We start from the raw sequence: 24,620 nt of genomic DNA, 5'->3' as shown, positions 1-24,620 counted from the left end.
GAGGCCTACATCCTGACCAAGGAGGAGGGCGGCCGCCACACGCCGTTCTTCGCGAACTACCGCCCGCAGTTCTACTTCCGCACGACGGACGTGACCGGCACGGTCAAGCTGCCCGAGGGCACCGAGATGGTGATGCCCGGCGACAACCTGAAGTTCGAGGTCGAGCTGATCGCGCCGATCGCGATGGAGGAGAAGCTGCGCTTCGCCATCCGCGAAGGCGGCCGCACCGTCGGCGCCGGCGTCGTCTCCAAGATCATCAAGTGATCCGACAGACCGCGTAAGCGAGAGGGCCGCCCGAAAGGGCGGCCCTTTTTCATGGTGAGGAGGGGGGCGATGGCCGCGATCCTCGACGCATGGCGCGCCGCGGACCGCTGGCCGAAATGGCTGAGGGGAGTGGCGCTGCTGGTCTTCGTCGTCCCCTTGGTTGCCGGTCCTGGGCCTGATGGTTGGATGGAGCTTTCTGCCCGTGTCCGGCGACCGCGACCCGACGGTGCTGCCGCGGATGGCCGGAGCGGCAGCCTCTCTGGCCCTGACCCTTCCCCTCGTGATGACAGGCATGGAAAGGACGCTGCGGGGATCGCGCATTCTCTGGGACGTTGCGGGGGTCGCCTTTCTTGCCCTCATCGCCTGGAGCAACGCCACGGCGGGCTGGTCCTTTCTGGATGCCTTGGTGTGCGGGCAGCCGAAACGGGCAAAACGGGCAGACTATGTCATCCGCGACGTGACGCCCGGCCGTGATGCCAAGTGCCCCTATGCCGTCCATCTTGTCGGCCTGCCGCTGATGGGGGACCGCATCTGCGGTGTCGACCCGGACGTCCTGCGCGGACTTCCACCGGGGCATTCCGGTGACGGGGCGGGAGTGCGCGGAACGGATCGCTGGATCATCGTCACCGGCATCGTCGATCCACGATCCTGACCGTCGCGCGGGTCGGGGCGTGATTTCTGCTTCATATCCGCCGATTGGCGCTTGACGCCCCCGCTCGGGTGACCTAAATCGCCGCTCAGCGTGGCGGAGTAGCTCAGTTGGTTAGAGCAGCGGAATCATAATCCGCGTGTCGGGGGTTCGAGTCCCTCCTCCGCTACCACGCTTCCCCCCGGACATCACCGTGCTGACCGCGCCCGCGCAGGGCGATCGGCCCTGCATGCCTGCCGTCCGGCCCCATGCCCGCCTTCTTGTGCGGCGGGGTCGGCAGGGTGTTGACGCCGGGCGCATGATGATCCATATGACCGCATCGCCGTCGGTCCGTGAGAATCGATGGCTTTTGCATGGGCCGCCCGGCTTCCAGGGCGGCCTTGCAGTTTTCATGACGGTCCGATGCTGGCCCCGCGTGGTGCGCTGTCAGCCTCTCGACTGGAACTCCCCGCCAGAGGGATGACTATGCAAAGCCAGAATATCCGGATCCGGCTCAAGGCGTTTGACTATCGTGTGCTGGACGCCAGCACCCAGGAGATCGTCAACACCGCCAAGCGCACCGGCGCGACCGTCCGCGGTCCGATTCCGCTGCCGAACAAGATCGAGAAATTCACCGTCCTGCGCGGTCCGCACATCGACAAGAAGTCGCGCGACCAGTGGGAGATCCGCACGCACAAGCGTCTGCTGGACATCGTCGATCCGACGCCGCAGACCGTTGACGCCCTCATGAAGCTCGACCTCGCCGCCGGCGTGGACGTCGAGATCAAGGTCTGAGGAGGCTGATCATGTTGCGTACCGGTATCATCGCCAAGAAGCTGGGCATGACCCGTCTGTTCCTCGAGGACGGCCGTCAGGTCCCCGTAACCGTCCTGCAACTGGACGGCCTGCAGGTCATCGCGCAGCGCACCGCTGACCGCGACGGCTACACCGCCGTCCAGCTGGGCGCCGGAGAGGCCAAGGCCAAGCGCACCACCGCAGCCATGCGCGGTCACTTCGCCAAGGCCTCGGTCGCGCCCAAGCGCAAGATCGCGGAATTCCGCGTCGCCGAAGAAAACCTGATCAATGTCGGTGAGGAGATCACGGCTGACCACTATTTCGCGGGTCAGTACGTGGACATCGCCGGCACCTCGATCGGTAAGGGCTTCGCGGGCGCCATGAAGCGTCACAACTTCGGCGGTCTGCGCGCCTCGCACGGCGTGTCGATCAGCCACCGTTCGCATGGTTCGACCGGCCAGTGCCAGGACCCCGGCAAGGTGTTCAAAGGCAAGAAGATGGCGGGTCACCTGGGTGCCGTCCGCGTCACCACGCAGAACCTGCAGGTCGTCCGCACGGACTCCGAGCGCGGCCTGATCATGGTCAAGGGCTCGGTTCCGGGCTCGAAGGGTGGCTGGGTCACCATCAAGGACGCGGTCAAGAAGGCCACGCCCGAGAACCTGATCTATCCCGCCGCGCTGCGTTCGGCCGCCAATGAGGCCAAGCGCCTGGCCGAGGAAGCCGCTGCCGCCGCCGCCGCCGAGGAGGAAGCCGCCCGCGAGGAGGCCGCCCGTCTGGCCGCCGAGCAGGAAGCCGCCGCCCTGGCCGAGGCCGAGGCCTCGATCAAGTCGGACAAGGAGCACGCCGATCCCAATGCGGAAGAGCCGGCCTCCAATGACGACGCGCCGGAAGGAGACAAGTGATGAAACTTGATGTGATCAAGCTGGATTCCGGCGCTGCCGGTTCGATCGATCTGGCCGACGACATCTTCGGCCTGGAGCCCCGCGGCGACATCCTGCAGCGCGTCGTGCGCTGGCAGCGTGCCAAGGCGCAGGCAGGCACCCACTCGGTGCTGGGCAAGTCGGACGTGAGCTACTCGACCAAGAAGATCTATCGCCAGAAGGGCACGGGCGGCGCACGCCACGGCTCGCGCAAGGCGCCGACCTTCCGTCACGGTGGTGTCTACAAGGGTCCGACCCCGCGTTCGCACGCCTTCGATTTGCCCAAGAAGGTCCGCGCCCTGGGCCTGCGTCACGCGCTGTCGGCCAAGGCCACCGCGGGTGAACTGGTCATCGTCGAGGATCTGAACCTGGCCGATGCCAAGACCGCCGCCGTCGCCAAGGCCGTCCGTGAGAACGGCTGGAAGCGCGTGCTGGTGATCGACGGCGCCGAGGTGAACGAGGGCTTTGCCCGCGCCGCCCGCAACATCGAGGGCGTGGACGTCCTGCCGTCGATGGGTGCCAATGTGTATGACATCCTGAAGCGTGATACCCTGGTCATCACGCGCGCCGGTGTCGAAGCTCTGGAGGCTCGCCTGAAATGAGCGCGAAAGCTGAACATTACGACGTGATCGTCAAGCCGATCATCACCGAGAAGGCCACCATGACGTCTGAGAACAACGGCGTCGTGTTCCAGGTCTCCAAGGATGCGAACAAGCCGCAGATCAAGCAGGCCGTCGAGGCCCTGTTCGGCGTCAAGGTGAAGGCGGTCAACACCACCATCACCAAGGGCAAGCAGAAGCGCTTCCGCGGTCAGCTGGGCCGTCGCAGCGACGTCAAGAAGGCCTATGTGACGCTGGAAGCCGGCAACACCATCGACGTCTCGACCGGTCTCTGATAACCGGACGCGACAGGCGGCCCCGGAGCGATCCGGGGCTGCCGCATTTGACTGAAACGGACCACCCTGGTCCAAAGCAACGGAAGACAGAAAGATGGCATTGAAGTCGTACAAACCGACGACGCCTGGCCAGCGCGGGCTGGTTCTGATCGACCGTTCGGAGCTTTGGAAAGGTCGCCCGGTCAAGAGCCTCACCGAGGGTCTGACCAAGAAAGGCGGCCGGAACAACACCGGACGGATCACCATGCGGCGCCAAGGCGGCGGCGCGAAACGCCTGTATCGCATCGTCGATTTCAAGCGCACCAAGTTCGACGTGGCGGCCGTGGTCGAGCGGATCGAGTACGATCCCAACCGCACCGCCTTCATCGCGCTGGTGAAATACGAGGACGGCGAGCAGGCCTACATCCTGGCTCCGCAGCGCCTGGCCATCGGTGACCGCGTCGTCGCCGGTTCCAAGGTCGACGTGAAGCCCGGCAATGCCATGCCCTTCAGCGGCATGCCCATCGGCACGATCGTCCACAACGTCGAGCTGAAGCCCGGCAAGGGCGGCCAGATCGCCCGTTCGGCGGGCACCTATGCCCAGTTCGTCGGTCGCGACGGCGGCTATGCGCAGATCCGCCTGTCCTCGGGCGAGCTGCGTCTGGTCCGTCAGGAATGCATGGCCACCATCGGTGCCGTGTCGAATGCCGACCATTCGAACCAGAACCTGGGCAAAGCCGGCCGCAACCGCCACAAGGGCATCCGCCCGAGCGTCCGCGGTGTCGCCATGAACCCGATCGACCACCCGCATGGTGGTGGTGAGGGCCGCACCTCGGGTGGCCGCACGCCGGTCACGCCCTGGGGCAAGGACACCAAGGGCAAGAAGACCCGCAGCAATAAGGCGACCGACAAGTACATCTTGCGTTCGCGTCACGCGAAGAAGAAGGGGCGCTGACCTATGGCACGTTCTGTTTGGAAAGGCCCCTTTGTTGACGCCTATGTGCTCAAGAAAGCCGAAAAGGCCCGTGAGTCGGGGAAATCCGACGTCATCAAGATCTGGTCGCGTCGCTCGACCATCCTGCCGCAATTCGTCGGCCTGACCTTCGCCGTCTACAACGGGCACAAGCACATCCCCGTGAACGTCAGCGAAGAGATGATCGGTCAGAAGTTCGGTGAATATTCGCCCACGCGCACCTATTACGGGCACGCCGCGGACAAGAAAGCCAAGAGGAAGTAATCGTCATGGGTAAGGAAACCAATCCGCGCCGCGTGGCGGAGAACGAGGCCTTCGCCAAGACGAAGATGCTTCGCACCTCGCCGCAGAAACTGAACCTGGTGGCTCAGCTGATCCGCGGCAAGAAGGTCGACAAGGCTCTGGCCGACCTGACCTTCTCGCACAAGCGCATCGCCGGCGACGTGAAGAAGTGCCTTCAGTCCGCCATCGCGAACGCCGAGAACAACCACGGTCTGGACGTCGACAACCTGGTCGTCGCCGAGGCCTGGGTCGGCAAGAACCTGGTGATGAAGCGTGGCCGTCCGCGGGCACGTGGCCGCTTCGGCAAGATCATGAAGCCGTTTTCGGAAATCACCATCAAGGTGCGCCAAGTCGAGGAGCAAGCGTAATGGGTCAGAAGGTCAATCCGATCGGCATGCGCCTGCAGGTCAACCGCACCTGGGACAGCCGCTGGTATGCCGACGACAAGGACTATGGCAACCTGCTGCTTGAAGACCTGAAGATTCGGGACTTCATCCACACGGAAGCTAAGCAGGCCGGCATCAGCCGCGTCATCATCGAGCGTCCCCACAAGAAGTGCCGCGTGACCATCCACGCAGCGCGTCCCGGTGTCATCATCGGCAAGAAGGGTGCGGACATCGAGACCCTGCGCAAGAAGCTGGCGAACTTCACCGACAGCGAGTTGCACCTGAACATCGTCGAAGTGCGCAAGCCCGACGTCGATGCGCAGCTGGTCGCCGAGTCGATCGCCCAGCAGCTGGAGCGCCGCGTGTCGTTCCGCCGCGCCATGAAGCGCTCGGTCCAGAATGCCATGCGCATGGGTGCCCTGGGCATCCGCGTGAACGTCGCGGGCCGTCTTGGCGGTGCCGAGATCGCGCGGACCGAGTGGTACCGCGAGGGCCGCGTGCCCCTGCACACCCTGCGGGCCGACATCGACTATGCGCTGTCCGAGGCGACGACCCCCTACGGGATCATCGGCGTCAAGGTGTGGATCTTCAAGGGCGAGATCATGGAACATGATCCCCAGGCCCATGACCGCCGCGCCGCCGAAGCCCAGGAGGGCCCGGCCCCCCGCGGCCCGCGCCGCGACGCCCGGTAAGGAGTAGAACACAATGCTGCAACCGAAACGGACCAAGTTCCGCAAACAGCACAAGGGCCGCATCCACGGCGAGGCGAAGGGCGGTTTCGACCTGAACTTCGGCTCGTTCGCCCTGAAGGCGACCGAACCCGAGCGCGTCACCGCACGCCAGATCGAGGCGGCCCGCCGCGCCATCACGCGTCACATGAAGCGTCAGGGCCGCGTCTGGATCCGGATCTTCCCGGACGTGCCGGTCTCGTCGAAGCCTACCGAAGTCCGGATGGGTAAGGGCAAGGGCTCGGTCGACTTCTGGGCCGCCCGCGTCCACCCGGGCCGGATCATGTTCGAGATCGACGGCGTCAACGACACCATCGCCCGCGAGGCCCTGCGCCTCGGCGCCATGAAGCTGCCGGTCCTGACCCGCATCGTCGCCCGCGAGGACTGGTAAGTCCTCCGCCCTTTGGGGCGCGCGCATGACACCGGGGCCCCGCCGAGCGATCGGCGGGGCCCTGATCCTTCGCGGCGCCTGCGTTTTGCCGCAAGCGGGGTTGCCAAAGGGCCGCCGAGCCTGTATGGGCAGGCCTTCATCACGAAACTCCACCGGAATCAGGGTGGCCCTGGGCAACAGGGGCTCTCCGGTGATGTTGAAAGGAAGATGCGTCATGGACGCCAAGGAACTGTCGGCGAAGACGCCGGACCAGCTGAAGGACCAGCTGGTCGCCCTCAAGAAAGAGGCCTTCAACCTGCGCTTCCAGCAGGCCACCGGCCAGCTGGAGAGCACCGCGCGCATGCGCGCCGTGCGCCGCGACGTGGCGCGCGTGAAGACCATTCTGAACCAGAAAGCGGCCGACGCCGCGGCCTCGAACTAAGGAGCCCGGCCCATGCCCAAACGTATCCTGCAAGGCCGCGTCACCAGCGACAAGAACGAACAGACGATCACCGTCCTGGTCGAGCGCCGCTTCAAGCATCCCGTACTGCACAAGATCGTGCGCTCGTCGAAGAAATACCGCGCGCATGACGCGCAGAACCAGTTCAAGATCGGGGACACCGTTCGCATCGTCGAATGCGCCCCGATCTCGAAGACGAAACGCTGGACTGTCCTGACGGACGAAACCGCTTCGGCCTGAAGTCCATCATCACAGATCAGAAATGATCGAAACCCTGGGGCCGCGTCTGGCGGTCCCCAAAGGTCGGGAGAAACCAAATGATCCAGATGCAGACCAATCTGGATGTCGCTGACAACTCCGGCGCTCGCCGGGTTCAGTGCATCAAGGTCCTGGGTGGTTCGCACCGTCGCTATGCGTCGGTGGGCGACATCATCGTCGTGTCCGTCAAGGAAGCCATCCCTCGGGGCCGGGTGAAGAAGGGTGACGTCCGCAAGGCCGTCGTCGTTCGCACCGCCAAAGAAGTGAATCGCGAGGACGGAACCTCGATCCGCTTCGACCGCAATGCCGCCGTCATCCTGAACAATCAGGGCGAGCCGGTCGGCACCCGCATCTTCGGGCCGGTCGTGCGCGAGCTGCGCGCGAAGAACTTCATGAAGATCATCTCGCTTGCGCCGGAGGTGCTGTAATGGCTGCCAAGCTGAAGAAGGGCGACAAGGTCGTCGTGCTGGCCGGCAAGGACAAGGGCAAGCAGGGTGAGATCACCGCCGTCATGCCCAAGGACAACAAGGCCGTGGTCGAGGGCGTGAACGTCGCCATCCGCCACACCAAGCAGTCCCAGACCAGCCAGGGCGGCCGCGTGGCCAAGGCCATGCCGATCGACCTGTCGAACCTGGCGCTGATGGACAAGAACGGCAAGGCGACCCGCGTGGGCTTCCGCATGGAAGACGGCGCGAAGGTCCGTTTCGCCAAGACCACGGGAGACGTGATCTGATGCTGGACGCTGCGAAATACACGCCCCGCCTGCGCGGCGAATACCGCGAGAAGGTCCGTGCCGCGCTCAAGGAAGAGTTCGGCTACAAGAACGACATGCAGATCCCGCGTCTGGACAAGATCGTCCTGAACATGGGTGTCGGCGAGGCCGTCAAGGACACCAAGAAGGTCAAGCAGGCCGCCGACGAGCTGTCCCAGATCGCCGGTCAGAAGGCCATCATCACCTATGCCAAGAAGTCGATCGCCGGCTTCCGCGTGCGTGAGGAGATGCCGCTCGGCTGCAAGGTGACCCTGCGCGGCGACCGGATGTACGAATTCCTGGACCGCCTGATCAACATCGCGCTGCCCCGCGTCCGCGACTTCCGCGGCGTGAAGCCGACGTCGTTCGACGGCCGCGGCAACTATGCGATGGGCCTGAAGGAGCACATCGTTTTCCCGGAAATCAACTTCGACAAGGTCGACGAAGTTCTGGGGATGGACATCATCATCTGCACCACCGCGACGACCGACGCGGAAGCGAAGTCGCTGTTGAAGCATTTCAACATGCCGTTCACCAGCTGATCGCGGAGGGAAAGAAGATATGGCAAAGAAATCCATGATCGAGCGCGAGAAGAAGCGCGAGCGTCTGGTCAAGCAGTTCGCCGCCAAGCGCGCCGACCTGAAAGAGATCATCAACGATCAGTCCCGTCCGATGGAAGAGCGGTTCAAGGCAAGCCTGAAGCTGGCCGAACTGCCGCGCAACTCGTCGGCGACGCGTCTGCACAACCGGTGCCAACTGACCGGTCGTCCGCATGCGTATTACCGCAAACTGAAACTGTCGCGGATCATGCTGCGCGAGCTGGGCTCGCAGGGTCAGATCCCCGGCCTGGTCAAGTCCAGCTGGTAAGGGGGCACACAGAATGATGAACGATCCTCTCGGCGATATGCTGACCCGCATCCGCAATGCGCAGATGCGCGGCAAATCGACCGTCCGCACCCCCGCCTCTAAGCTGCGTGCCTGGGTTCTGGACGTGCTGAAGAACGAAGGTTACATCCGCGGCTACGAGGAAGTGACCACCGAGGCCGGCCACAAGGAGCTGGAAATCGGGCTGAAGTACCACGATGGTTCGCCGGTCATCCGCGAGCTGTCGCGCGTCTCCAAGCCGGGTCGCCGCGTCTATGCCGGGTCCAAGGAAATCCCGCAGGTCCGTCAGGGCCTGGGCGTCTCCATCGTCTCGACTCCCAAGGGCGTCATGACGGATGCAGCGGCTCGCACTGCCAATGTCGGCGGCGAAGTCCTCTGCACCGTGTTCTAAGGAGGGCAGAATGTCTCGTATTGGTAAGAAGCCGGTCGAACTGCCCAAGGGCGTGACGGCCGAGATCAAGGGCCAGACCATCGAGGTGAAGGGGCCGAAGGGCACCCGCAGCTTCACGGCCACCGACGACGTGGATCTGGTGCTGGAAGAGGACTCCGTCGCGGTCAAGCCGCGGGGAACCTCCAAGCGCGCCCGCCAGCAGTGGGGCATGACCCGCTCCATGGTCGAGAACCTGGCGACCGGCGTGTCGACGGGCTTCAAGAAGGAGCTGGAGATCCAGGGCGTGGGTTACCGCGCCACCATGCAGGGCAATGTCCTGAAGCTGGCTCTGGGCTATTCGCACGACGTGAACTTCGAGGTGCCGCAGGGCGTCACGATCACCGCGCCGAAGCAGACCGAAATCGTTGTGGAGGGCATCGACCAGCAGCTGGTTGGTCAGGTTGCCGCGAACATCCGCGAGTGGCGCAAGCCCGAGCCCTACAAGGGCAAGGGCATCCGCTACAAGGGCGAGTTCGTCTTCCGCAAGGAAGGCAAGAAGAAGTAAGGGGCGCATGAAATGGCACTGAAAAAGCAAGAGCTGTTCCAGAAGCGCCGCCTGCGCGTGCGGAACAAGCTGCGGGCGATGTCGAACGGACGTCCCCGCATGTCGATCCACCGGTCGTCGAAGAACATCTTCGTTCAGGTCATCGACGACCTGAAGGGCGTGACCTTGGCCTCGGCCAGCACGCTGGAGAAGGACTTCGGTCTGGTCGGCAAGAACAACGTCGAGGCCGCCGCCAAGATCGGCGCCGCGATCGCCGAGCGCGCCAAGGCCGCCGGCATCGAGGAAGTGGTCTTCGACCGCGGCGGCTTTATCTTCCACGGCAAGGTGAAGGCTCTGGCCGACGCCGCCCGTGAAGGTGGCCTGAAGTTCTGATGATGCGGCCGGCACCTGCGGGTGCCGCCCCGATGATCCGGGGACCGTCCTCTGGGCGGCCCACCAGGATCGTGACAACGGCGCGACGCGCGCCAGATATGCAAGGAATGCCTCATGGCAGAACGTGACAATCGTCGGGGCGGTCGCCAGGACCGCGAAGAGAACCCGGAATTCCAGGATCGTCTGGTCGCGATCAACCGCGTCTCGAAGACCGTCAAGGGCGGCAAGCGCTTCGGCTTCGCGGCTCTGGTCGTCGTGGGCGACCAGCGCGGCCGCGTCGGCTTCGGCAAGGGCAAGGCCAAGGAGGTCCCCGAGGCCATCCGCAAGGCCACCGAACAGGCCAAGCGCAGCCTGATCCGCGTGCCGCTGCGTGACGGCCGCACCCTGCACCACGACATCGAAGGTCGTCACGGTGCCGGCAAGGTCATCATGCGCACCGCCGTTCCGGGTACCGGCATCATCGCGGGCGGCCCGATGCGCGCCGTGTTCGAGATGCTGGGCGTGCAGGACGTCGTGGCCAAGTCGCAGGGGTCGCAGAACCCCTACAACATGATCCGCGCCACCCTGGACGGCCTGAAGAAAGAGTCGAGCCCCCGCTCGGTCGCGACCCGTCGCGGCAAGAAGGTGGCCGACATCCTGCCGCAGGACAACAAGCCGGCTGAAGCCGCCGTCGAAGCGTAAGGAGCCATCATGGGAACCATCGTCGTCAAGCAGATCGGCAGCCCGATCCGCCGCCCCAAGGACCAGCTGGCCACGCTGAAGGGCCTGGGCCTGAACAAGATGAACCGCACGCGCGAACTGGAGGACACCCCCTCCGTGCGCGGCATGGTCAACAAGATCCCGCATCTCGTGACCATCATCGAAGAGAAGAACTGAGGAAACGGGGCGCTTCGGCGCCCCTTTCGCTGTCCGGCGCCCTGTTGCGCCACCGGCACGGCGCGCGCGAATTGCGCGGCACCCCTCTGGGTTGTGCGCCCTGCCTGTCCTAGGCTGACCCGCAGCCGAAGGACCCTGCCATGACCCTTTCCAGACTGGCCCTGCTGTTCGCCCTGCTGCCCGCCGCGGCGGAGGCCGGCGCATGGGCGCGCGATGCCGGCGACACCTTCGTCGCCCTCTCGACCGAGCGGGACGGGGACGGCAACCGCTATGACGGGCTCTATGCCGAGTATGGCCTGGGGGACCGGGTGACCCTGGGGGCCGAGATCGGGCATAGCGGCGGCGTGCAGACCAGCGCCCTCGTCTGGATTCAGCGCAGCCTGGACGACGGGCAGGGCGTGCACCGGCTGAGCCTCGCGACCGGCGCGGGGGCCATCCGGCGGGACGGGCAATGGCTGCCCCTGGCGCAGCTGGCGCTGTCCTGGGGGCGCGGCCTCGATCGTCCGAACGGAGGCTGGATGACCGTGCAGACGCAGCTGCGGCTGGCGGGCAAGCCCGTCGATCCCGCGCTGCCCGCCAGCGAGGCGCAGGCCGCCCTCCTGACGCCGGATTTCGTCTGGAAGACCGACGCGACCCTGGGCCTGGGCCTGCCCTGGGGTCTGACGCTGATCCAGGACCTGCGGTTGGAGGACCGGCCGGACCTGGACTTTTCCGCCAAATACGCGCCCTCCGTGGTCGCGGATGTGCCGGGGCCGCTGCGGCTGCAGCTGGGCGTCGTGCAGCCGCTGACCGGTCCGGGCGAGACGGCGGTCAGGCTGGGCAGCTGGATCGAGTTCTAGTCGCCGCTGCAGGCATAGACCGTGCCGCCCACCGCCACGACCGAGACCGCCGCCCCGGTCAGCAGCACCGGCGAGGCCGCCACGGCCGCCGCCGCCCCGCCGAGCGAGGCCAGGGCGCCCGAGATCGCGCTGCCCGTGCCGCTGATAATGACCGCGCCCGACCCGTCGGGCAGCGCCTGCATGCCCTGCACAGACCGGCGCGCGGCGGCGCCGGTGATGGCGCGTGCGGCGGCCGTGGTCTGGTTCACGCGCTGGCAGACGGCGTTGGTCTGGCGGCGGCACTGGCCCCAAGCATCGCGCGGCCCTAGGTCATAGCCCAGCACCGATTCGCTGGACTTGTCGAAGCGCAGACAGAAGGGCAGGCGCTCCTCGTCGGTCAGTTCGGGCGTCAGGCTGCGCAGGACGACATAGCTGGGGCAGTCGTGCCGCCCGATGCGCGTGGCCAACTGCTCGCGACGCGAATAGGTGTCCGACAGCCGCGCCTCGGCCTTGTCGTAGCCCATGACCACGTCGCGCCCGTTGATGCGCGCGGTGCAGAAGGTCGGTTCCGCCTCCTGTGCCGCGGCGGGGGCGGGCAGGGCAGGCAGGGTCAGCATGAGGGCGAGGGCCATGAGGCCGGGCAGGGCAGGGCGGGGCATGGTCGCTCCGATCGAGGTCGCGGGATCCACCCGTGCCTGGGCCAGGGCGGCGCGGCCTTCAAGACACAAGACGGTGTGATCGGCGATTGCGCGCAACGCTGTGGCCGGATCGCTTGAAAGACGCGGGCGATGCGCGTATGACACCCCGGTGCCGATGGGCACAGTGATTCAACAAGCAAGAAAAGCCGTGGCCCCCTGCTTCGCTTCGAGGGTGCGTCCGGCAAGGAGAAGCGACATGAAACTGCATGAGATCCGCGACAACGACGGCGCCAACCGCTCCAAGAAGCGCGTCGCGCGCGGCCCCGGTTCGGGCAAGGGCAAGACCGCCGGTCGCGGCATCAAGGGTCAGAAGTCGCGTTCGGGCGTGGCTCTGGGCGGATATGAGGGCGGCCAGATGCCGCTGTACCGCCGCCTGCCCAAGCGCGGCTTCACCGCGCCGAACGCCAAGAGCTTTGCGGTCGTGAACCTGGGCCAGATCCAGGGCTTCATCGACGCGGGCAAGATCGACGGCAAGGCCGAGCTGACCGAGGACGCGCTGGTCGCCAGCGGCCTCGTGCGCCGCAAGCTGGACGGCATCCGCCTGCTGGCGAAGGGCGAGCTGAAGGGCGGCCTGACCATCACCGTCACCGGCGCATCGAAGGCCGCGGTCGAGGCGGTCGAGAAGGCCGGCGGCAAGGTCAACCTGCCGGCAGCCCGCGACGCGGCGGCCGAATAAGCTGTTGATGGGGGCTTTCGCGCCCCATAGATAGCATCTAGGTTTTCAGGCGCCGCCGGTCCCCGCGAAAACGGGTCGGCGGCGCTGTCATGACACGGGACGGACTCACATGGCGTCAGCCGCAGAACAGATGGCCGCGAACCTCTCCTGGGGGCAGCTCGGCAAGGCCACGGAACTTCGCCAGCGGATCTGGTTCACGATCGGCGTGCTGATCATGTACCGCATCGGCACCTACATCCCGGTTCCCGGCATCGACGGCGCGGCGCTGCGCAACTTCATGGACCAGGCGTCCAGCGGCATCGGCGGCATGCTGTCGATGTTCACCGGCGGCGCGCTTGGCCGGATGGGCGTCTTCGCCCTGGGCATCATGCCCTACATCTCGGCCTCGATCATCGTGCAGCTGCTGACCTCCATGGTCCCCTCGCTGGAACAGCTGAAGAAGGAAGGCGAGCAGGGCCGCAAGAAGATCAACCAGTACACGCGCTACGGCACCGTCGCGCTGGCGCTGTTCCAGGCCTACGGCCTGGCGCGCAGCCTTGAGGCGGGCGGTCTGGCGCATGATCCCGGCCTGTTCTTCCAGGCCTCGGTGGTAATCACCCTGGTCGGCGGCACCATGTTCCTGATGTGGCTGGGCGAGCAGATCACCGCGCGCGGCATCGGCAACGGCATCAGCCTGATCATCTTCGTGGGCATCCTGGCGGAAATCCCGGCCGCGCTGGCCAACTTCTTCCAGCAGGGCCGCACGGGCGCCATCTCGACCCCGATCATCCTGTTCGTGATCGTGATGCTGGTGGCGATCATTGCCTTCGTGGTGTTCATGGAGCGCGCGCTGCGCAAGATCCGCATCCAGTATCCCCGGCGCCAGGTCGGCATGAAGGTCTATGACGGCCAGACCAGCCACCTGCCGGTGAAGGTCAACCCCGCGGGCGTGATCCCGGCGATCTTCGCCAGCTCGCTGCTGCTGCTGCCGGTGACCATCTCGACCTTCTCGGGCAACGAGACCGGCCCGATCATGTCGGTGATCCTCGCGTATTTCGGCCCCGGACAGCCGCTCTATCTGCTGTTCTTCGCGGCGATGATCGTGTTCTTCACCTATTTCTACACGCAGAACGTGTCGTTCAAGACCGATGACGTGGCCGAGAACCTGAAGAACCAGGGCGGCTTCATTCCGGGCATCCGTCCGGGCAAGCGGACGCAGGACTATCTCGACTATGTCGTGAACCGCCTGCTGGTCATCGGTTCGGCCTATCTGGCGCTGGTCTGCCTGATGCCCGAGATCCTGCGCGACCAGTTCTCGATCCCGGTCTATCTGGGCGGCACCTCGGTGCTGATCGTGGTCTCGGTCACCATGGACACGACCAACCAGGTCCAGAGCCATCTGCTGGCCCACCAGTACGAAGGCCTGATCGAGAAGTCCCAGCTGCGCGGCAAGCGCAAGCCGGGCACGGCCAAGCCGCGCCGCCTGCCGTCGCGCCGCTGAGGCGGCGCGACCAACCGACGACACGACAAGGCCGGCACAAGGCCAAGCTGAGGGGGACAGACGCCATGACCATCAACATCATCCTGCTGGGACCGCCGGGTGCGGGCAAGGGGACCCAGGCCAAGCGCCTGGTGGACGAACGGGGTCTGGTGCAGCTCTCCACCGGCGACATGCTGCGCGCGGCGCGGTCGTCTGGAACCGAGATGGGGCGCCGCGTCGCCGAGGTCATGGATCGCGGAGAGCTGGTCACGGACGAGATCGTCATCGGTCTGATCCGCGAGCAGCTGGACAAGGGCGGCAAGGGCTTCATCTTCGACGGCTTCCCCCGCACGCTGGCGCAGGCCGACGCCTTGGGCCGGTTGCTGTCCGAGATGGGCACCCGCCTGGACGCCGTGATCGAGCTGCGCGTCGATGACGAGGCCCTGGTCGGCCGCATCGTCAAGCGCGCCGAGGAAAGCGCCGCCGCCGGTCAGCCGGTGCGCCGCGACGACACGCCCGAGGTCTTTGCCGACCGGCTGCGCGAATACTACAAGAAGACGGCGCCGCTGCTGGGCTACTACTATGCCAAGGGCGAGCTGCAGAGCGTCGACGGCATGGCGCCCATGGATCAGGTGGCCGCCCAGATCGCCGCGGCCCTGCCGGCTTGACGACGCGGCGTTCTGCCGCTACTGCACGTCATCTCGCAAGAGAATCACCCGGCTCGCGGGTGGACCATCGATTTGGCCCGAAGGCATGGCTTTCGGGCCTTGCGTTGTGAAAAAAGGTTCCGGCGTTACGGAACCGCAACTGAAAAGGAAAACGCGTGGCTCGTATTGCTGGCGTCAACATTCCGACGGGGAAACGCGTCCCCATCGCTCTGACCTACATCCATGGTATCGGCGACCTCTATGCCGAACAGATCTGCGAAGCCGTCGGCATCGACCGCACCCGTCGCATCAACGACCTGTCGGACGCCGAAGTGCTGGCCATCCGCGAATACATCGATGCCAACCTGACCGTCGAGGGCGACCTGCGCCGCGAAGTCCAGATGAACATCAAGCGCATGATGGACTTGGGCTCGTACCGTGGTCTTCGTCACCGTCGCGGCCTCCCGGTCCGCGGTCAGCGCACGCATACCAATGCGCGCACCCGCAAGGGCCCGGCCAAGCCGATCGCCGGCAAGAAGAAATAAGGGGCAAGCGACATGGCACGTGACAAGACCCGCATGAAGCGCAAGGAACGCAAGAACATCGCCACCGGCGTTGCGCATGTGAACTCCAGCTTCAACAACACCAAGATCCTGATCTCGGACGTCCAGGGTAACGCCATCGCCTGGTCCTCGGCCGGCACGATGGGCTTCAAGGGTTCGCGCAAATCGACCCCCTACGCCGCCCAGATGGCCGCCGAAGATGCCGGCCGCAAGGCGCAGGAACACGGCGTCCGCACGCTGGACGTCGAAGTCCAGGGCCCCGGTTCGGGCCGCGAATCGGCCCTGCGCGCGCTGGCCGCTGCCGGCTTCAACATCACGGCCATCCGTGACGTGACGCCGATCGCGCATAACGGCTGCCGCCCGCCCAAGCGCCGTCGCGTCTGATCCTGGATCATCATTGACCGGCCCGTGCGTCCGCGCATGGGCCGGACTTTCGCATTTCACCTCGGGCGTTTCCGGCCTTGGACATGGGTCGGGGACAGGTATGGAGGAAAATCCATGATCCACAAGAATTGGGCCGAACTGATCAAGCCGACCCAGCTGGTCGTCAAGCCGGGCGCCGACGCGACCCGCACCGCGACCCTGGTCGCGGAGCCGCTGGAGCGGGGCTTCGGCCTGACGCTTGGCAACGCGCTGCGCCGCGTGCTGATGTCGTCGCTGCAGGGCGGCGCCATCACGGCCGTGCAGATCGACAACGTCCTGCACGAGTTCAGCAGCGTGGCGGGCGTCCGCGAGGACGTGACCGACATCGTGCTGAATCTGAAGGGCGTCACCCTGAAGATGGACGTCGAGGGCCCCAAGCGCCTGACCCTGTCCGCCAAGGGTCCGGGCGAGGTCAAGGCCAGCGACATCCAGGAGACGGCCGGAATCACCGTCCTGAACCGCGACCACGTCATCTGCCACCTGGATGACGGCGCCGAGCTGAACATGGAACTGACCGTGCAGACGGGCAAGGGCTATGTCGCCGCCGACAAGAACCGCCCCGAGGATGCGCCCATCGGCCTGATCCCGATCGACGCGATCTTCTCGCCGGTCAAGCGCGTCAGCTATGAGGTCCAGCCGACCCGCGAGGGCCAGGTGCTGGACTATGACAAGCTGACCATGAAGATCGAGACGGACGGATCGCTGACCCCCGAGGACGCCGTGGCCTATGCCGCGCGCATCGTTCAGGACCAGCTGTCGGTGTTCGTGAACTTCGACGAGCCGGAATCGGCGACCCGCCAGGACAGCGACGACGGGCTGGAGTTCGACCCGCGCCTGCTGAAGAAGGTCGACGAGCTGGAGCTGTCGGTCCGTTCGGCCAACTGCCTGAAGAACGACAACATCGTCTATATCGGCGATCTGATCCAGAAGACCGAAGCCGAAATGCTGCGGACTCCGAACTTCGGCCGCAAGTCCCTGAACGAGATCAAGGAAGTGCTGTCGGGCATGGGCCTGCATCTGGGCATGGACGTGGTCGACTGGCCGCCGGAGAACATCGAGGACCTGGCCAAGCGTTTCGACGACCAGTTCTGAGAGATCGGCGGGGGGCGACCCCCGCTGACCACCGGGCATCCGCCCCAAGGAGAGCGGCCCGCACGCATGGGCCGCCGGACAAAGCAAAAGACGTCATAGGAGATCATCATGCGTCACGCCCGTGGCTATCGCCGCCTCAACCGCACCCACGAACACCGCAAGGCGCTGTTTGCCAACATGTCCGGCTCGCTGATCGAGCACGAGCAGATCAAGACGACCCTGCCCAAGGCCAAGGAGCTGCGTCCGATCGTCGAGAAGCTGATCACGCTGGCCAAGCGCGGCGATCTGCACGCCCGCCGTCAGGCCGCCGCCGCGCTGAAGCAGGACATGCATGTCGCCAAGCTGTTCGACGTGCTGGGTGAGCGCTACAAGGACCGTCAGGGCGGCTATGTCCGCATCATGAAGGCGGGCTTCCGCTATGGCGACATGGCGCCGATGGCGATCATCGAGTTGGTCGACCGCGACACCAGCGCCAAGGGTGCTGCCGACCGCGCGCGCCTGGAAGCCGAGTTCGCCGCCGAGGATTGATCCCCGCGCAAAGGTCGCAAGGCCGCAGAAGCCCCGTCGCGTTCGTCGCGGCGGGGCTTTTTGCTGGCCGCGTCCGGCAGGGCTGACGTAGGGGAAGCCGCCATTCTTCGTCTTCCGCGAGAGTTCCGCAGGCTGTATCCTCCGTGCAGGCTGTGCCGGATTTTCGGCCGGCTTAGGGAGAGGGCAATGTATTTCAGCCGGGATTTGGTCGCGTTAACCAAATCGAAACTTTGTGGGGTCAATGCTGGGATCATCGTTGACCCGAAACCATTCAACCTGTTCAAAAAGCCATGTCATCTCGTGCAGACATAAATGCGGGGCTCAGAAAGCTGGGCAAGATAGCCCTGTCCGGCTATTTCGTCGGCCTGCACATCCGATTTGCTGCACCGTTGATGCAGTTCCAGACCTATGCGGAGGAATGGTCGGAATTCTACTCCCAGAACGGCTATGCGCTGCGCGATCCCACGATCGCGCGGGGCTTCTCGACCACCGGGGCCTGCCGCTGGTCCGCATTGCCCATTCCCGATCCGTTCAACATCCTAAAGGATGCTGCGGATCACGGGCTGATCTTCGGTCTGACCGTCTCGCACGGTCCGATCGCCTCGCGCACCATCGCGTCCTTCGCGCGCGCTGACCGCGAGTTCACGGAGGTCGAGATCGAGGAGATCTCGTCGACCGTGCGCCGGCTTCATGACATGACCGAACCGCCGGCAAGCCTCACAAAGGCCCAGAAAGAAGCCCTTCGTTGCATTGCGGAGGGCGATCGTCATGCAGCAGCGGCTGCCAAGCTTGGCATCACCGAAAGCGCGTTCAAGGCAAGGTTGATCTCTGTCCGGGAACGCCTGAAGGCGCGGACGACCGCCGAGGCGCTGCAGAGGGCCAAGGAATACCGTTTGCTGTAGATGTCGCCCAGGGGTCCGCGAGGCGGAGAAGGGTGCCCTCACACCCCAGGAGTTTTCAGATGCAGACGACCACCCTGTCCTTTTCCAATCTTCACAATCACGGTGAATTGTTCGCCAACCTTTTCCGCGCCCGCAAGCAGAGCTTCATCATCCAGAAGAACTGGGACCTGCCCGAATCCGAGGACATGGAGTTCGACCAGTACGACACCCCGCAGAGCCGCTGGATCGCGATCCACGACCGGACCGAGGTCCTGGCGGGCATCCGCCTGACGCCCACCACGGCGCGCTGCGGCATCTATTCCTACATGATCCGCGACGCGCAGGAGGGCATCCTGGGCGGCAGCATCCCCCAGGACCTGCTGTACGAACCCGCGCCGATCGACCCGCATGTCTGGGAATGCTCGCGGGTCTTCGTCAGCCATTCGATCCCGCAGATGTACCGCCGCAAGGTCCACTTCAAGATGGTCGAGGCGATGACCGGCTCGGCCCGCGACATGGGCGCGACCAGGCTGATCGCGCTGACCGGGGCGAACTGGCCGCGCTGGTACGGGCGCTGCGGTCTCAGCGCCGTGGCCATGGGCCGGGAGATGTTCATCGACGACGGGCATTTCCAATGCGTGGCGATCGACCTGACCGCCAAGATGCACTGATCGCGCGACAGCCCCAGAACGGGGCTGTATTCGCCCTCGGCCGCGGCCTAGAGTGGCCGGACCATGGCTGACCTGTTCGACGACGCATCGCGGGACGATCCTGCACCCGGTCCCGCCCAAGGCACCGGCGGCCAGCGCCCTCTGGCCGACCGCATCCGGCCTGCGCGCCTGTCCGAGGTCATCGGTCAGGCCGGGGTCCTCGGCCCCGACGGGCCGCTTGGCAGCATGCTGGCCGCGGGCAGCCTGTCCTCGCTGATCCTCTGGGGACCGCCCGGCGTGGGCAAGACCACCATCGCGCGCCTGCTGGCCCATGAGACCGATCTGGCCTTCGTGCAGATCAGCGCGATCTTCACCGGGGTTCCGGACCTGCGCAAGGTGTTCGAGGCCGCGCGCCTGCGCCGGAGCCAAGGGCGCGGCACGCTGCTGTTCGTGGACGAGATCCACCGCTTCAACAAGGCGCAGCAGGACAGCTTCCTGCCACATATGGAGGACGGCACGATCCTGCTGGTGGGGGCCACCACCGAGAACCCGTCCTTCGAGCTCAATGCCGCCGTGATGTCGCGCGCCCAGGTCGTCGTGCTGGAGCGGCTGAGCCTCGCGGATCTGGAGCTGCTGGCGCAGCGGGCGGAGCGGGAGCTGGACCGCAAGCTGCCGCTGACCGCCCAAGCCCGCGACGTGCTGCTGGAGATGGCCGATGGCGACGGGCGCGCCGCCCTGAACCTGATCGAGCAGGTCGCCGCCTGGAAGGTCGAGGGCAAGGTCGATCCCGACGCCCTGGCAAAGCGCCTGAACAAGCGCGCCCCGAAATACGACAAGTCGGGCGAGGAGCATTTCAACCTGATCTCGGCCCTGCACAAGTCGGTGCGGGGCAGCGACCCGGATGCGGCCCTCTACTGGTTCGCGCGCATGCTGGAGGGGGGGGAGGACCCGCGCTATCTGGCGCGCCGCATCACCCGCATGGCGATCGAGGATATCGGCCTGGCCGACCCCGCCGCGGCCCGGCACTGCCTGGATGCCTGGGCGCTCTATGAGCGGCTTGGCAGCCCGGAGGGGGAACTGGCCCTGGGGCAGGCGGTGATCTATCTCGCGCTCGCGCCGAAATCGAACGCGGGCTATGTCGCCTACAAGGGCGCGCGGGCGGAGGCGCGGCGCACCGGCAGCCTGATGCCCCCCGCCCATATCCTGAACGCGCCCACCAAGATGATGAAGGAGCAGGGCTACGGCGCGGGCTATGCCTATGACCACGATGCCGAGGACGGGTTCAGCGGCCAGAACTATTTCCCCGACGGGCTGAAGCGCCCGGTCCTCTACACGCCCGTCGAACGCGGCTTTGAACGCGAGCTGAAGCGGCGCCTGGACTGGTTCGTCAGCCAGCGCCTGAAGCGCGGCGGTTGACTTTGCGCGCGCGGGGCCACACAGACGCGCGCATGAACCCCTTTCTGCAAGTCGCCATTGGCGGGGCCCTCGGCGCGACCTGCCGCTATGCCATCTATCGCGTCATGCCGCTGGCATGGTCGGCGACGCTCTTGGTCAACGTGGCGGGCAGCTTCGCGATGGGCCTGCTGGCCGCGCTGCTGGTGCACAGGCTGGGCAATGCCTCGGCGCCGTTCCTGCTGACCGGTGTGCTGGGGGGATTCACGACGTTTTCGGCCTTCTCGCTGGATGTGCTGACGTTGTGGGAACGGGGTCAGGGCGTCATGGCGCTGACCTATGTGGGGCTGTCGGTCCTGCTGTCGCTGGCGGCCGTGACGGCCGGGCTGGCCTTGGGACGAGGGATTTGGGCATGAGTGGCGTGCAGACGATCATGGTCGGCGACGACGACGCGGAGATGCGTCTGGACCGCTGGCTGAAGAAACGCTTTCCGCATCTGTCGCAGGTGGCCATCGAGAAGATGTGCCGCAAGGGAGAGCTGCGGGTCGACGGCGGCCGCGTCAAGGCCGCCACCCGCCTCGCGCCGGGCCAGCAGGTCCGCGTGCCGCCGCTGCCCGAACCGGGTGACGCGCCGGCCCGCCCCGAGCGCCCCCTGGGGCCGCGCGTGGCCGACAGCGATGCGCAGATGATCCAGGCCGCCGTCCTGTGGAAGGATGAGCACATCATCGCCCTGAACAAGCCGCCGGGCCTGCCCAGCCAGGGCGGCAGCGGGCTGGGCGGCCGCCATGTGGACGGGCTGACCACGGCGCTGCTGTTCGGCTACAAGGAGCGGCCCAAGCTGGTGCACCGTCTGGACAAGGACACGTCGGGCGTCCTGTTGCTGGCGCGGACCGACCGGGTGGCGCGGGCGCTGTCCGAGGCCTTCCGCGACAAGACCACGCGCAAGATCTACTGGGCGGCGGTGGCGGGCGTGCCGCATCCGCGCATGGGCACGATCCGCTATGGCCTGGTCAAGGGCGGCGGCGGTCGCGGCGACAACGAGAAGATGATCGCCGTCCACCCCCGCGACATCGACACGACCGAGGGCGCCAAGCGCGCCACGACCGATTACGCCGTGCTGGACGCGCTGGCCACGCGGGCCAGCTGGTGCGCGCTGGTGCCGATCACGGGCCGGACCCATCAGCTGCGCGCCCATATGGCCGAACTGGGCCATCCGATCGTGGGCGACGGCAAGTATGGCGGTTCGGGGCAGGAGAATCTGGGCGATGGCTGGGGCGCGCAGCTGGGCGGGGAGATCAGCAAGAAGCTGCATCTGCACGCGCGGTCCATCAGCTTCGACCATCCGATCACCAAGAAGCGCCTGACCGTCACCGCGCCGCTGCCCGAGCACATGGCTCGCACCTGGAAATCGGTCGGCTGGCACGAGAACGACGTGCCGGACGATCCCTTCGCGGATGACGCATGAGGCTGGTCGTCTTCGATGTCGACGGCACGCTGATCGACAGCCAGGACCACATCGCCCATGCCATGGGGCAGGCCTTCCTGGCCGCGGGGTTGGCGCCCCTGCCGCGGGCGCGGGTCCTGTCCATCGTGGGCCTGTCGCTGCCGGTCGCGGTGGCCGAACTGGCGCCGGAGGCCGATGCGGCGACGCAGTCGCGCATCGTCGCCGTCTACAAGGACAGCTTCATGCGCGCGCGGCTGGACGGGCATGCGCCCCTCTATGACGGGGCGATGGGCTGCCTAGACCGGCTGGCCGGGCGGGATGACGTGACCCTGGCCATCGCCACGGGCAAGTCCAGGCGGGGCCTCGACGCGATGATCGAGGCGCATGGCCTTCGGGGGCGGTTCCTGAGCCTGCAGACCGCGGACGGGCATCCCTCCAAGCCGCATCCGGCGATGATCCATGCCGCCCTGGCCGAGACCGGCGTGCCGGCCGTGCGCGCGGTGATGGTCGGCGATACCAGCTTCGACATGCTGATGGCCCGGGCGGCGGGCCTGCCCGGTTTCGGCGTCAGCTGGGGCTATCACCCCGCCACCGCGCTGGCGGAGGCAGGCGCGGCGCGCATCCTGGACGATTTTTCCGCATTGACGTCAGCCATCGAGGAGTGGGCCGCATGAGCGAATGGAAGGCACGCCGGTTCTGGACCACCGTCGCGACCCGTCCCACGGAGGGCGGGGTCGAGATCACGCTGGACGACCGGGTGCTGCGCACGCCGGGCAAGAAGGCGCTGACCCTGCCGACCCAGCCCCTGGCCGAGGCCGTGGCCGAGGAGTGGCGTGCCCAGGGCGAGCTGATCCAGCCGCTGACCATGCCGCTGACCCGCGCGGTCAATTCCACGGTCGAGAAGGTCGTTCCGCAGTTCGAAGCGGTTGCGGCGATGCTTGCCGAATATGGCGGCACCGATCTGCTGTCCTATCGGGCAACCGAACCGGAGGCGCTGATTCGCCGTCAGGCCGAGGCCTGGGACCCGCTGATCGACTGGTCGGCGCAGGTCCTGGGCGCGCCGCTGCGGGTCACGCAGGGGGTGATTCCCGTCCCGCAGGAGGCGCAGTCGCTGCGCCGGCTGCACGACCGCGTCGCGGCGCTGGACCCGTGGGGGCTGACCGCGCTGCATGATCTTGTGACGATTCCCGGCTCTGTGGTGATCGGCCTCGCGGTGACCCAAGGCCGTCTGACCGCCGCCGAGGCCCATGCCCTGTCGCGCATCGACGAGGATTTCCAGGCCGAGCAGTGGGGATCGGACGAGGAGGCGCAGGAGGCCGCCGCGGCGCGCCTTCTGGCGATGGAACAGGCAGAGCGCCTCTGGCTGCTGTCCCGCCGGGGTTGAAAGCGCTTGGCGCGGCGCGCCAAGTTCTTGACGCGGTAACTTGTATCGGCACAATACCGCCTAATAGGACGGCATTTGGCCGTGCTATGCCGACAAGGACCCCGCGAAGGGTCCGCAACGCGTCGGCCGGGACCCCGGTCCCGGCTGCGCGCTCCAACACAGAGGTAGCAATGAAAAAATCGGTATTCCTGGGGACAGTGGCTGCGGCAACCCTGCTGGCCGGCGCCGGCATGGCGCAGGAGGGCTCGACCCTGGCCCAGGTCAAGGAACGTGACGAGCTGAACTGCGGCGTGAACACCGGCCTGGTCGGCTTTGCGGCACCCGATGCAAGCGGCAACTGGACCGGCTTCGACGTGGCCTATTGCCGCGCGCTGGCAGCCGCCGTTCTGGGCGATCCGAACAAGGTGCGCTTCGTGCCGACGACCGGCCAGACGCGCTTCACCGCGCTGTCCTCGGGCGAGGTCGACGTGCTGGCCCGGAACTCGACCTGGACCTATTCGCGCGACACCGACCTGGCGCTGGATTTCGTGGGCGTCAACTACTACGACGGCCAGGGCTTCATGGTCCGTAAGGACCTGGGCGTGACCTCGGCCAAGGAACTGGACGGCGCGACCGTCTGCATCCAGACCGGCACCACGACCGAGCTGAACCTGGCCGACTATTTCCGCGCCAACAATCTGGCCTACACGCCCGTCAACATCGACAGCAATGCCGAGGGCGAGCAGCAGTACATGGCCGGCGCCTGCGACGCCTATACCACTGACGCCTCGGGCCTGGCGGCGACCCGCGCGGCTTTCGCGGACCCGGAAAACCACATCATCCTGCCCGAGATCATCTCCAAGGAACCGCTCGGGCCGGCCGTGCGCCATGGCGACAACAACTGGGGCGACATCGCGCGCTGGACCCTGAACGCGCTGATCGCGGCCGAGGAATACGGCGTCACCTCGCGCAACATCGAGGAGCTGGTCCGTTCCTCCGAGAATCCCGAGGTCCAGCGCCTTCTGGGCACCACCGACGAGCTGGGCGCGATGATGGGCCTGGACGCCGAATGGGCGCGCCGGGCGATCCTGGCCGGCGGCAACTACGGCGAGATCTTCGCCGCCAATATCGGCGAACAGACCCCGATCGGTCTGGCCCGCGGCCTGAACGCGCAGTGGACGCAAGGCGGCTTGCTCTACGCGCCGCCGTTCCGCTGATCGACCGATGAT

39 protein-coding genes and 1 tRNA gene are annotated in these 24,620 nt (G+C 66.3%); 39 read left to right on the top strand and 1 reads right to left on the bottom strand.

Annotated elements, in window-relative coordinates:
* The 24 genes from AC2SGK_RS11385 to AC2SGK_RS11270 form a co-directional block, all read left to right on the top strand.
* Positions 1-264, top strand: a 264-nt coding sequence (locus tag AC2SGK_RS11385) for an EF-Tu C-terminal domain-related protein (RefSeq protein WP_488323637.1), incomplete at its 5' end; no start/stop codon positions are given.
* Positions 265-442: 178 nt separating this feature from the next.
* The gene (locus tag AC2SGK_RS11380) at positions 443-916 is read left to right on the top strand and encodes a hypothetical protein (RefSeq protein ID WP_488323636.1); all 474 of its coding nucleotides are present in this window, start codon (positions 443-445) and stop codon (positions 914-916) included.
* A 92-nt stretch (positions 917-1,008) separates the two neighbouring features.
* A tRNA-Met gene (locus AC2SGK_RS11375) sits at positions 1,009-1,085 on the top strand.
* Between the two features lie 293 nt (positions 1,086-1,378).
* The gene (gene rpsJ, locus AC2SGK_RS11370; protein WP_042247848.1) at positions 1,379-1,687 is read left to right on the top strand and encodes a 30S ribosomal protein S10; all 309 of its coding nucleotides are present in this window, start codon (positions 1,379-1,381) and stop codon (positions 1,685-1,687) included.
* A gap of 11 nt (positions 1,688-1,698) precedes the next feature.
* A complete protein-coding gene (rplC, locus tag AC2SGK_RS11365) occupies positions 1,699-2,589 on the top strand; it encodes a 50S ribosomal protein L3 (protein WP_411837568.1) in 891 nt (296 codons plus the stop codon).
* On the top strand, positions 2,589-3,209 hold the full coding sequence (gene rplD, locus AC2SGK_RS11360; RefSeq protein WP_488323635.1) for a 50S ribosomal protein L4: 621 nt from the start codon (positions 2,589-2,591) through the stop codon (positions 3,207-3,209). Before rplC ends, rplD begins: the two co-directional genes overlap by 1 nt.
* Entirely contained in the window at positions 3,206-3,502 is a 297-nt protein-coding gene (locus tag AC2SGK_RS11355) for a 50S ribosomal protein L23 (protein ID WP_411837566.1), read from the top strand. Before rplD ends, AC2SGK_RS11355 begins: the two co-directional genes overlap by 4 nt.
* 94 nt (positions 3,503-3,596) lie before the next feature.
* Positions 3,597-4,436, top strand: a complete 840-nt coding sequence (gene rplB / locus AC2SGK_RS11350; protein WP_488323634.1) for a 50S ribosomal protein L2 — start codon at positions 3,597-3,599, stop codon at positions 4,434-4,436.
* Between the two features lie 3 nt (positions 4,437-4,439).
* Positions 4,440-4,718: a 30S ribosomal protein S19 gene (gene rpsS / locus AC2SGK_RS11345; protein ID WP_045982161.1), complete on the top strand. Its 279-nt coding sequence runs from the start codon at positions 4,440-4,442 to the stop codon at positions 4,716-4,718.
* Between the two features lie 5 nt (positions 4,719-4,723).
* The gene (gene rplV, locus AC2SGK_RS11340; protein ID WP_488323633.1) at positions 4,724-5,104 is read left to right on the top strand and encodes a 50S ribosomal protein L22; all 381 of its coding nucleotides are present in this window, start codon (positions 4,724-4,726) and stop codon (positions 5,102-5,104) included.
* A complete protein-coding gene (gene rpsC / locus AC2SGK_RS11335) occupies positions 5,104-5,814 on the top strand; it encodes a 30S ribosomal protein S3 (protein WP_136857773.1) in 711 nt (236 codons plus the stop codon). Before rplV ends, rpsC begins: the two co-directional genes overlap by 1 nt.
* Before the next feature lie 13 nt (positions 5,815-5,827).
* Positions 5,828-6,241 (top strand): 50S ribosomal protein L16, encoded by a 414-nt coding sequence (rplP, locus tag AC2SGK_RS11330; protein ID WP_045982159.1) that lies wholly within the window; start codon positions 5,828-5,830, stop codon positions 6,239-6,241.
* Between the two features lie 214 nt (positions 6,242-6,455).
* Positions 6,456-6,662: a 50S ribosomal protein L29 gene (gene rpmC, locus AC2SGK_RS11325; RefSeq protein ID WP_488323632.1), complete on the top strand. Its 207-nt coding sequence runs from the start codon at positions 6,456-6,458 to the stop codon at positions 6,660-6,662.
* A 12-nt stretch (positions 6,663-6,674) separates the two neighbouring features.
* Positions 6,675-6,920 (top strand): 30S ribosomal protein S17, encoded by a 246-nt coding sequence (gene rpsQ, locus AC2SGK_RS11320; protein WP_411837562.1) that lies wholly within the window; start codon positions 6,675-6,677, stop codon positions 6,918-6,920.
* A gap of 77 nt (positions 6,921-6,997) precedes the next feature.
* The gene (gene rplN, locus AC2SGK_RS11315; RefSeq protein ID WP_022708219.1) at positions 6,998-7,366 is read left to right on the top strand and encodes a 50S ribosomal protein L14; all 369 of its coding nucleotides are present in this window, start codon (positions 6,998-7,000) and stop codon (positions 7,364-7,366) included.
* The gene (rplX, locus tag AC2SGK_RS11310) at positions 7,366-7,671 is read left to right on the top strand and encodes a 50S ribosomal protein L24 (RefSeq protein WP_488323631.1); all 306 of its coding nucleotides are present in this window, start codon (positions 7,366-7,368) and stop codon (positions 7,669-7,671) included. Before rplN ends, rplX begins: the two co-directional genes overlap by 1 nt.
* Positions 7,671-8,231 carry a 50S ribosomal protein L5 gene (gene rplE / locus AC2SGK_RS11305; RefSeq protein WP_488323630.1) on the top strand — a complete coding sequence of 187 codons (561 nt, stop codon included), beginning with the start codon at positions 7,671-7,673 and terminating at the stop codon, positions 8,229-8,231. The genes rplX and rplE overlap by 1 nt, the downstream gene beginning before the upstream one ends.
* A 19-nt stretch (positions 8,232-8,250) precedes the next feature.
* Positions 8,251-8,556: a 30S ribosomal protein S14 gene (gene rpsN, locus AC2SGK_RS11300; protein WP_411837559.1), complete on the top strand. Its 306-nt coding sequence runs from the start codon at positions 8,251-8,253 to the stop codon at positions 8,554-8,556.
* Positions 8,557-8,572: 16 nt separating this feature from the next.
* The gene (gene rpsH / locus AC2SGK_RS11295) at positions 8,573-8,965 is read left to right on the top strand and encodes a 30S ribosomal protein S8 (RefSeq protein ID WP_411839522.1); all 393 of its coding nucleotides are present in this window, start codon (positions 8,573-8,575) and stop codon (positions 8,963-8,965) included.
* A gap of 10 nt (positions 8,966-8,975) precedes the next feature.
* Positions 8,976-9,509 carry a 50S ribosomal protein L6 gene (rplF, locus tag AC2SGK_RS11290; protein WP_488323629.1) on the top strand — a complete coding sequence of 178 codons (534 nt, stop codon included), beginning with the start codon at positions 8,976-8,978 and terminating at the stop codon, positions 9,507-9,509.
* A 12-nt stretch (positions 9,510-9,521) separates the two neighbouring features.
* Positions 9,522-9,881, top strand: a complete 360-nt coding sequence (rplR, locus tag AC2SGK_RS11285; RefSeq protein ID WP_411837557.1) for a 50S ribosomal protein L18 — start codon at positions 9,522-9,524, stop codon at positions 9,879-9,881.
* 114 nt (positions 9,882-9,995) lie between these two features.
* Positions 9,996-10,562 (top strand): 30S ribosomal protein S5, encoded by a 567-nt coding sequence (rpsE, locus tag AC2SGK_RS11280; RefSeq protein ID WP_488323628.1) that lies wholly within the window; start codon positions 9,996-9,998, stop codon positions 10,560-10,562.
* Positions 10,563-10,568: 6 nt separating this feature from the next.
* Positions 10,569-10,757 (top strand): 50S ribosomal protein L30, encoded by a 189-nt coding sequence (gene rpmD / locus AC2SGK_RS11275; protein WP_411839521.1) that lies wholly within the window; start codon positions 10,569-10,571, stop codon positions 10,755-10,757.
* A gap of 140 nt (positions 10,758-10,897) precedes the next feature.
* Complete coding sequence (locus AC2SGK_RS11270) at positions 10,898-11,596, top strand: hypothetical protein (protein ID WP_488323627.1); 699 nt, start codon at positions 10,898-10,900, stop codon at positions 11,594-11,596.
* Here the strand turns inward: AC2SGK_RS11270 and AC2SGK_RS11265 are convergent.
* Positions 11,593-12,207 (bottom strand): hypothetical protein, encoded by a 615-nt coding sequence (locus tag AC2SGK_RS11265; protein ID WP_488323626.1) that lies wholly within the window; start codon positions 12,205-12,207, stop codon positions 11,593-11,595. The two genes, AC2SGK_RS11270 and AC2SGK_RS11265, sit on opposite strands and share 4 nt — an antisense overlap.
* A gap of 262 nt (positions 12,208-12,469) precedes the next feature.
* On the opposite strand from AC2SGK_RS11265, the gene rplO reads away from it, so the two are divergent.
* The 15 genes from rplO to AC2SGK_RS11190 all read left to right on the top strand — a co-directional run bounded on the left by rplO (position 12,470) and on the right by AC2SGK_RS11190 (position 24,608).
* Positions 12,470-12,949: a 50S ribosomal protein L15 gene (gene rplO, locus AC2SGK_RS11260; protein WP_488323625.1), complete on the top strand. Its 480-nt coding sequence runs from the start codon at positions 12,470-12,472 to the stop codon at positions 12,947-12,949.
* A gap of 109 nt (positions 12,950-13,058) precedes the next feature.
* Positions 13,059-14,429, top strand: a complete 1,371-nt coding sequence (gene secY / locus AC2SGK_RS11255) for a preprotein translocase subunit SecY (RefSeq protein WP_488323624.1) — start codon at positions 13,059-13,061, stop codon at positions 14,427-14,429.
* Positions 14,430-14,494: 65 nt separating this feature from the next.
* Complete coding sequence (locus AC2SGK_RS11250; RefSeq protein ID WP_488323623.1) at positions 14,495-15,076, top strand: adenylate kinase; 582 nt, start codon at positions 14,495-14,497, stop codon at positions 15,074-15,076.
* 155 nt (positions 15,077-15,231) lie between these two features.
* On the top strand, positions 15,232-15,600 hold the full coding sequence (rpsM, locus tag AC2SGK_RS11245; RefSeq protein WP_411837550.1) for a 30S ribosomal protein S13: 369 nt from the start codon (positions 15,232-15,234) through the stop codon (positions 15,598-15,600).
* A 12-nt stretch (positions 15,601-15,612) separates the two neighbouring features.
* Complete coding sequence (gene rpsK, locus AC2SGK_RS11240) at positions 15,613-16,002, top strand: 30S ribosomal protein S11 (protein WP_042247912.1); 390 nt, start codon at positions 15,613-15,615, stop codon at positions 16,000-16,002.
* A 114-nt stretch (positions 16,003-16,116) separates the two neighbouring features.
* The gene (locus AC2SGK_RS11235; protein ID WP_119885000.1) at positions 16,117-17,133 is read left to right on the top strand and encodes a DNA-directed RNA polymerase subunit alpha; all 1,017 of its coding nucleotides are present in this window, start codon (positions 16,117-16,119) and stop codon (positions 17,131-17,133) included.
* A gap of 108 nt (positions 17,134-17,241) precedes the next feature.
* Positions 17,242-17,661, top strand: a complete 420-nt coding sequence (rplQ, locus tag AC2SGK_RS11230; protein WP_488323622.1) for a 50S ribosomal protein L17 — start codon at positions 17,242-17,244, stop codon at positions 17,659-17,661.
* A gap of 290 nt (positions 17,662-17,951) precedes the next feature.
* Positions 17,952-18,563 carry a helix-turn-helix transcriptional regulator gene (locus AC2SGK_RS11225; protein WP_488323621.1) on the top strand — a complete coding sequence of 204 codons (612 nt, stop codon included), beginning with the start codon at positions 17,952-17,954 and terminating at the stop codon, positions 18,561-18,563.
* A 59-nt stretch (positions 18,564-18,622) separates the two neighbouring features.
* Positions 18,623-19,213: an acyl-homoserine-lactone synthase gene (locus AC2SGK_RS11220; RefSeq protein ID WP_488323620.1), complete on the top strand. Its 591-nt coding sequence runs from the start codon at positions 18,623-18,625 to the stop codon at positions 19,211-19,213.
* Between the two features lie 63 nt (positions 19,214-19,276).
* On the top strand, positions 19,277-20,608 hold the full coding sequence (locus AC2SGK_RS11215) for a replication-associated recombination protein A (RefSeq protein WP_488323619.1): 1,332 nt from the start codon (positions 19,277-19,279) through the stop codon (positions 20,606-20,608).
* A gap of 32 nt (positions 20,609-20,640) precedes the next feature.
* Entirely contained in the window at positions 20,641-21,000 is a 360-nt protein-coding gene (locus tag AC2SGK_RS11210) for a fluoride efflux transporter FluC (RefSeq protein ID WP_488323618.1), read from the top strand.
* Positions 20,997-22,049: an RluA family pseudouridine synthase gene (locus tag AC2SGK_RS11205; RefSeq protein ID WP_488323617.1), complete on the top strand. Its 1,053-nt coding sequence runs from the start codon at positions 20,997-20,999 to the stop codon at positions 22,047-22,049. Before AC2SGK_RS11210 ends, AC2SGK_RS11205 begins: the two co-directional genes overlap by 4 nt.
* Positions 22,046-22,702, top strand: coding sequence for an HAD-IA family hydrolase (locus AC2SGK_RS11200; RefSeq protein WP_488323616.1), 657 nt, complete (start codon positions 22,046-22,048; stop codon positions 22,700-22,702). The genes AC2SGK_RS11205 and AC2SGK_RS11200 overlap by 4 nt, the downstream gene beginning before the upstream one ends.
* Complete coding sequence (locus AC2SGK_RS11195; RefSeq protein ID WP_488323615.1) at positions 22,699-23,412, top strand: ATP12 family chaperone protein; 714 nt, start codon at positions 22,699-22,701, stop codon at positions 23,410-23,412. The genes AC2SGK_RS11200 and AC2SGK_RS11195 overlap by 4 nt, the downstream gene beginning before the upstream one ends.
* A gap of 170 nt (positions 23,413-23,582) precedes the next feature.
* On the top strand, positions 23,583-24,608 hold the full coding sequence (locus tag AC2SGK_RS11190; protein ID WP_488323614.1) for an amino acid ABC transporter substrate-binding protein: 1,026 nt from the start codon (positions 23,583-23,585) through the stop codon (positions 24,606-24,608).
* Positions 24,609-24,620: the final 12 nt, after the last annotated feature.

It is taken from the genome of Paracoccus sp. NIOT.M2S5SZ12, assembly GCF_057748165.1.
The sequence above is the reverse complement of the archived record's forward strand: the minus strand, read 5'-3'. Positions and strand labels throughout refer to the sequence as shown.

Coding starts and splice junctions, on each gene's coding strand:
- AC2SGK_RS11355 (WP_411837566.1), top strand. CDS start 3,206: ATGAGCGCGAAAGCTGAACATTACGACGTGATCGTCAAGCCGATCATC.
- AC2SGK_RS11270 (WP_488323627.1), top strand. CDS start 10,898: ATGACCCTTTCCAGACTGGCCCTGCTGTTCGCCCTGCTGCCCGCCGCG.
- rplC (WP_411837568.1), top strand. CDS start 1,699: ATGTTGCGTACCGGTATCATCGCCAAGAAGCTGGGCATGACCCGTCTG.
- rplO (WP_488323625.1), top strand. CDS start 12,470: ATGAAACTGCATGAGATCCGCGACAACGACGGCGCCAACCGCTCCAAG.
- rplX (WP_488323631.1), top strand. CDS start 7,366: ATGGCTGCCAAGCTGAAGAAGGGCGACAAGGTCGTCGTGCTGGCCGGC.
- secY (WP_488323624.1), top strand. CDS start 13,059: ATGGCGTCAGCCGCAGAACAGATGGCCGCGAACCTCTCCTGGGGGCAG.
- AC2SGK_RS11265 (WP_488323626.1), bottom strand. CDS start 12,207: ATGGCCCTCGCCCTCATGCTGACCCTGCCTGCCCTGCCCGCCCCCGCC.
- rpsN (WP_411837559.1), top strand. CDS start 8,251: ATGGCAAAGAAATCCATGATCGAGCGCGAGAAGAAGCGCGAGCGTCTG.
- rpsK (WP_042247912.1), top strand. CDS start 15,613: ATGGCACGTGACAAGACCCGCATGAAGCGCAAGGAACGCAAGAACATC.
- rplN (WP_022708219.1), top strand. CDS start 6,998: ATGATCCAGATGCAGACCAATCTGGATGTCGCTGACAACTCCGGCGCT.
- AC2SGK_RS11205 (WP_488323617.1), top strand. CDS start 20,997: ATGAGTGGCGTGCAGACGATCATGGTCGGCGACGACGACGCGGAGATG.
- rpsQ (WP_411837562.1), top strand. CDS start 6,675: ATGCCCAAACGTATCCTGCAAGGCCGCGTCACCAGCGACAAGAACGAA.
- rpsS (WP_045982161.1), top strand. CDS start 4,440: ATGGCACGTTCTGTTTGGAAAGGCCCCTTTGTTGACGCCTATGTGCTC.
- AC2SGK_RS11225 (WP_488323621.1), top strand. CDS start 17,952: ATGTCATCTCGTGCAGACATAAATGCGGGGCTCAGAAAGCTGGGCAAG.
- AC2SGK_RS11220 (WP_488323620.1), top strand. CDS start 18,623: ATGCAGACGACCACCCTGTCCTTTTCCAATCTTCACAATCACGGTGAA.
- rplB (WP_488323634.1), top strand. CDS start 3,597: ATGGCATTGAAGTCGTACAAACCGACGACGCCTGGCCAGCGCGGGCTG.
- AC2SGK_RS11250 (WP_488323623.1), top strand. CDS start 14,495: ATGACCATCAACATCATCCTGCTGGGACCGCCGGGTGCGGGCAAGGGG.
- AC2SGK_RS11190 (WP_488323614.1), top strand. CDS start 23,583: ATGAAAAAATCGGTATTCCTGGGGACAGTGGCTGCGGCAACCCTGCTG.
- rplR (WP_411837557.1), top strand. CDS start 9,522: ATGGCACTGAAAAAGCAAGAGCTGTTCCAGAAGCGCCGCCTGCGCGTG.
- AC2SGK_RS11380 (WP_488323636.1), top strand. CDS start 443: ATGGTTGGATGGAGCTTTCTGCCCGTGTCCGGCGACCGCGACCCGACG.
- rpsJ (WP_042247848.1), top strand. CDS start 1,379: ATGCAAAGCCAGAATATCCGGATCCGGCTCAAGGCGTTTGACTATCGT.
- AC2SGK_RS11210 (WP_488323618.1), top strand. CDS start 20,641: ATGAACCCCTTTCTGCAAGTCGCCATTGGCGGGGCCCTCGGCGCGACC.
- rpmC (WP_488323632.1), top strand. CDS start 6,456: ATGGACGCCAAGGAACTGTCGGCGAAGACGCCGGACCAGCTGAAGGAC.
- rpsE (WP_488323628.1), top strand. CDS start 9,996: ATGGCAGAACGTGACAATCGTCGGGGCGGTCGCCAGGACCGCGAAGAG.
- AC2SGK_RS11215 (WP_488323619.1), top strand. CDS start 19,277: ATGGCTGACCTGTTCGACGACGCATCGCGGGACGATCCTGCACCCGGT.
- AC2SGK_RS11200 (WP_488323616.1), top strand. CDS start 22,046: ATGAGGCTGGTCGTCTTCGATGTCGACGGCACGCTGATCGACAGCCAG.
- rplV (WP_488323633.1), top strand. CDS start 4,724: ATGGGTAAGGAAACCAATCCGCGCCGCGTGGCGGAGAACGAGGCCTTC.
- rplP (WP_045982159.1), top strand. CDS start 5,828: ATGCTGCAACCGAAACGGACCAAGTTCCGCAAACAGCACAAGGGCCGC.
- rplD (WP_488323635.1), top strand. CDS start 2,589: ATGAAACTTGATGTGATCAAGCTGGATTCCGGCGCTGCCGGTTCGATC.
- AC2SGK_RS11195 (WP_488323615.1), top strand. CDS start 22,699: ATGAGCGAATGGAAGGCACGCCGGTTCTGGACCACCGTCGCGACCCGT.
- rplF (WP_488323629.1), top strand. CDS start 8,976: ATGTCTCGTATTGGTAAGAAGCCGGTCGAACTGCCCAAGGGCGTGACG.
- rpsH (WP_411839522.1), top strand. CDS start 8,573: ATGAACGATCCTCTCGGCGATATGCTGACCCGCATCCGCAATGCGCAG.
- rpsC (WP_136857773.1), top strand. CDS start 5,104: ATGGGTCAGAAGGTCAATCCGATCGGCATGCGCCTGCAGGTCAACCGC.
- rplE (WP_488323630.1), top strand. CDS start 7,671: ATGCTGGACGCTGCGAAATACACGCCCCGCCTGCGCGGCGAATACCGC.
- rplQ (WP_488323622.1), top strand. CDS start 17,242: ATGCGTCACGCCCGTGGCTATCGCCGCCTCAACCGCACCCACGAACAC.
- AC2SGK_RS11235 (WP_119885000.1), top strand. CDS start 16,117: ATGATCCACAAGAATTGGGCCGAACTGATCAAGCCGACCCAGCTGGTC.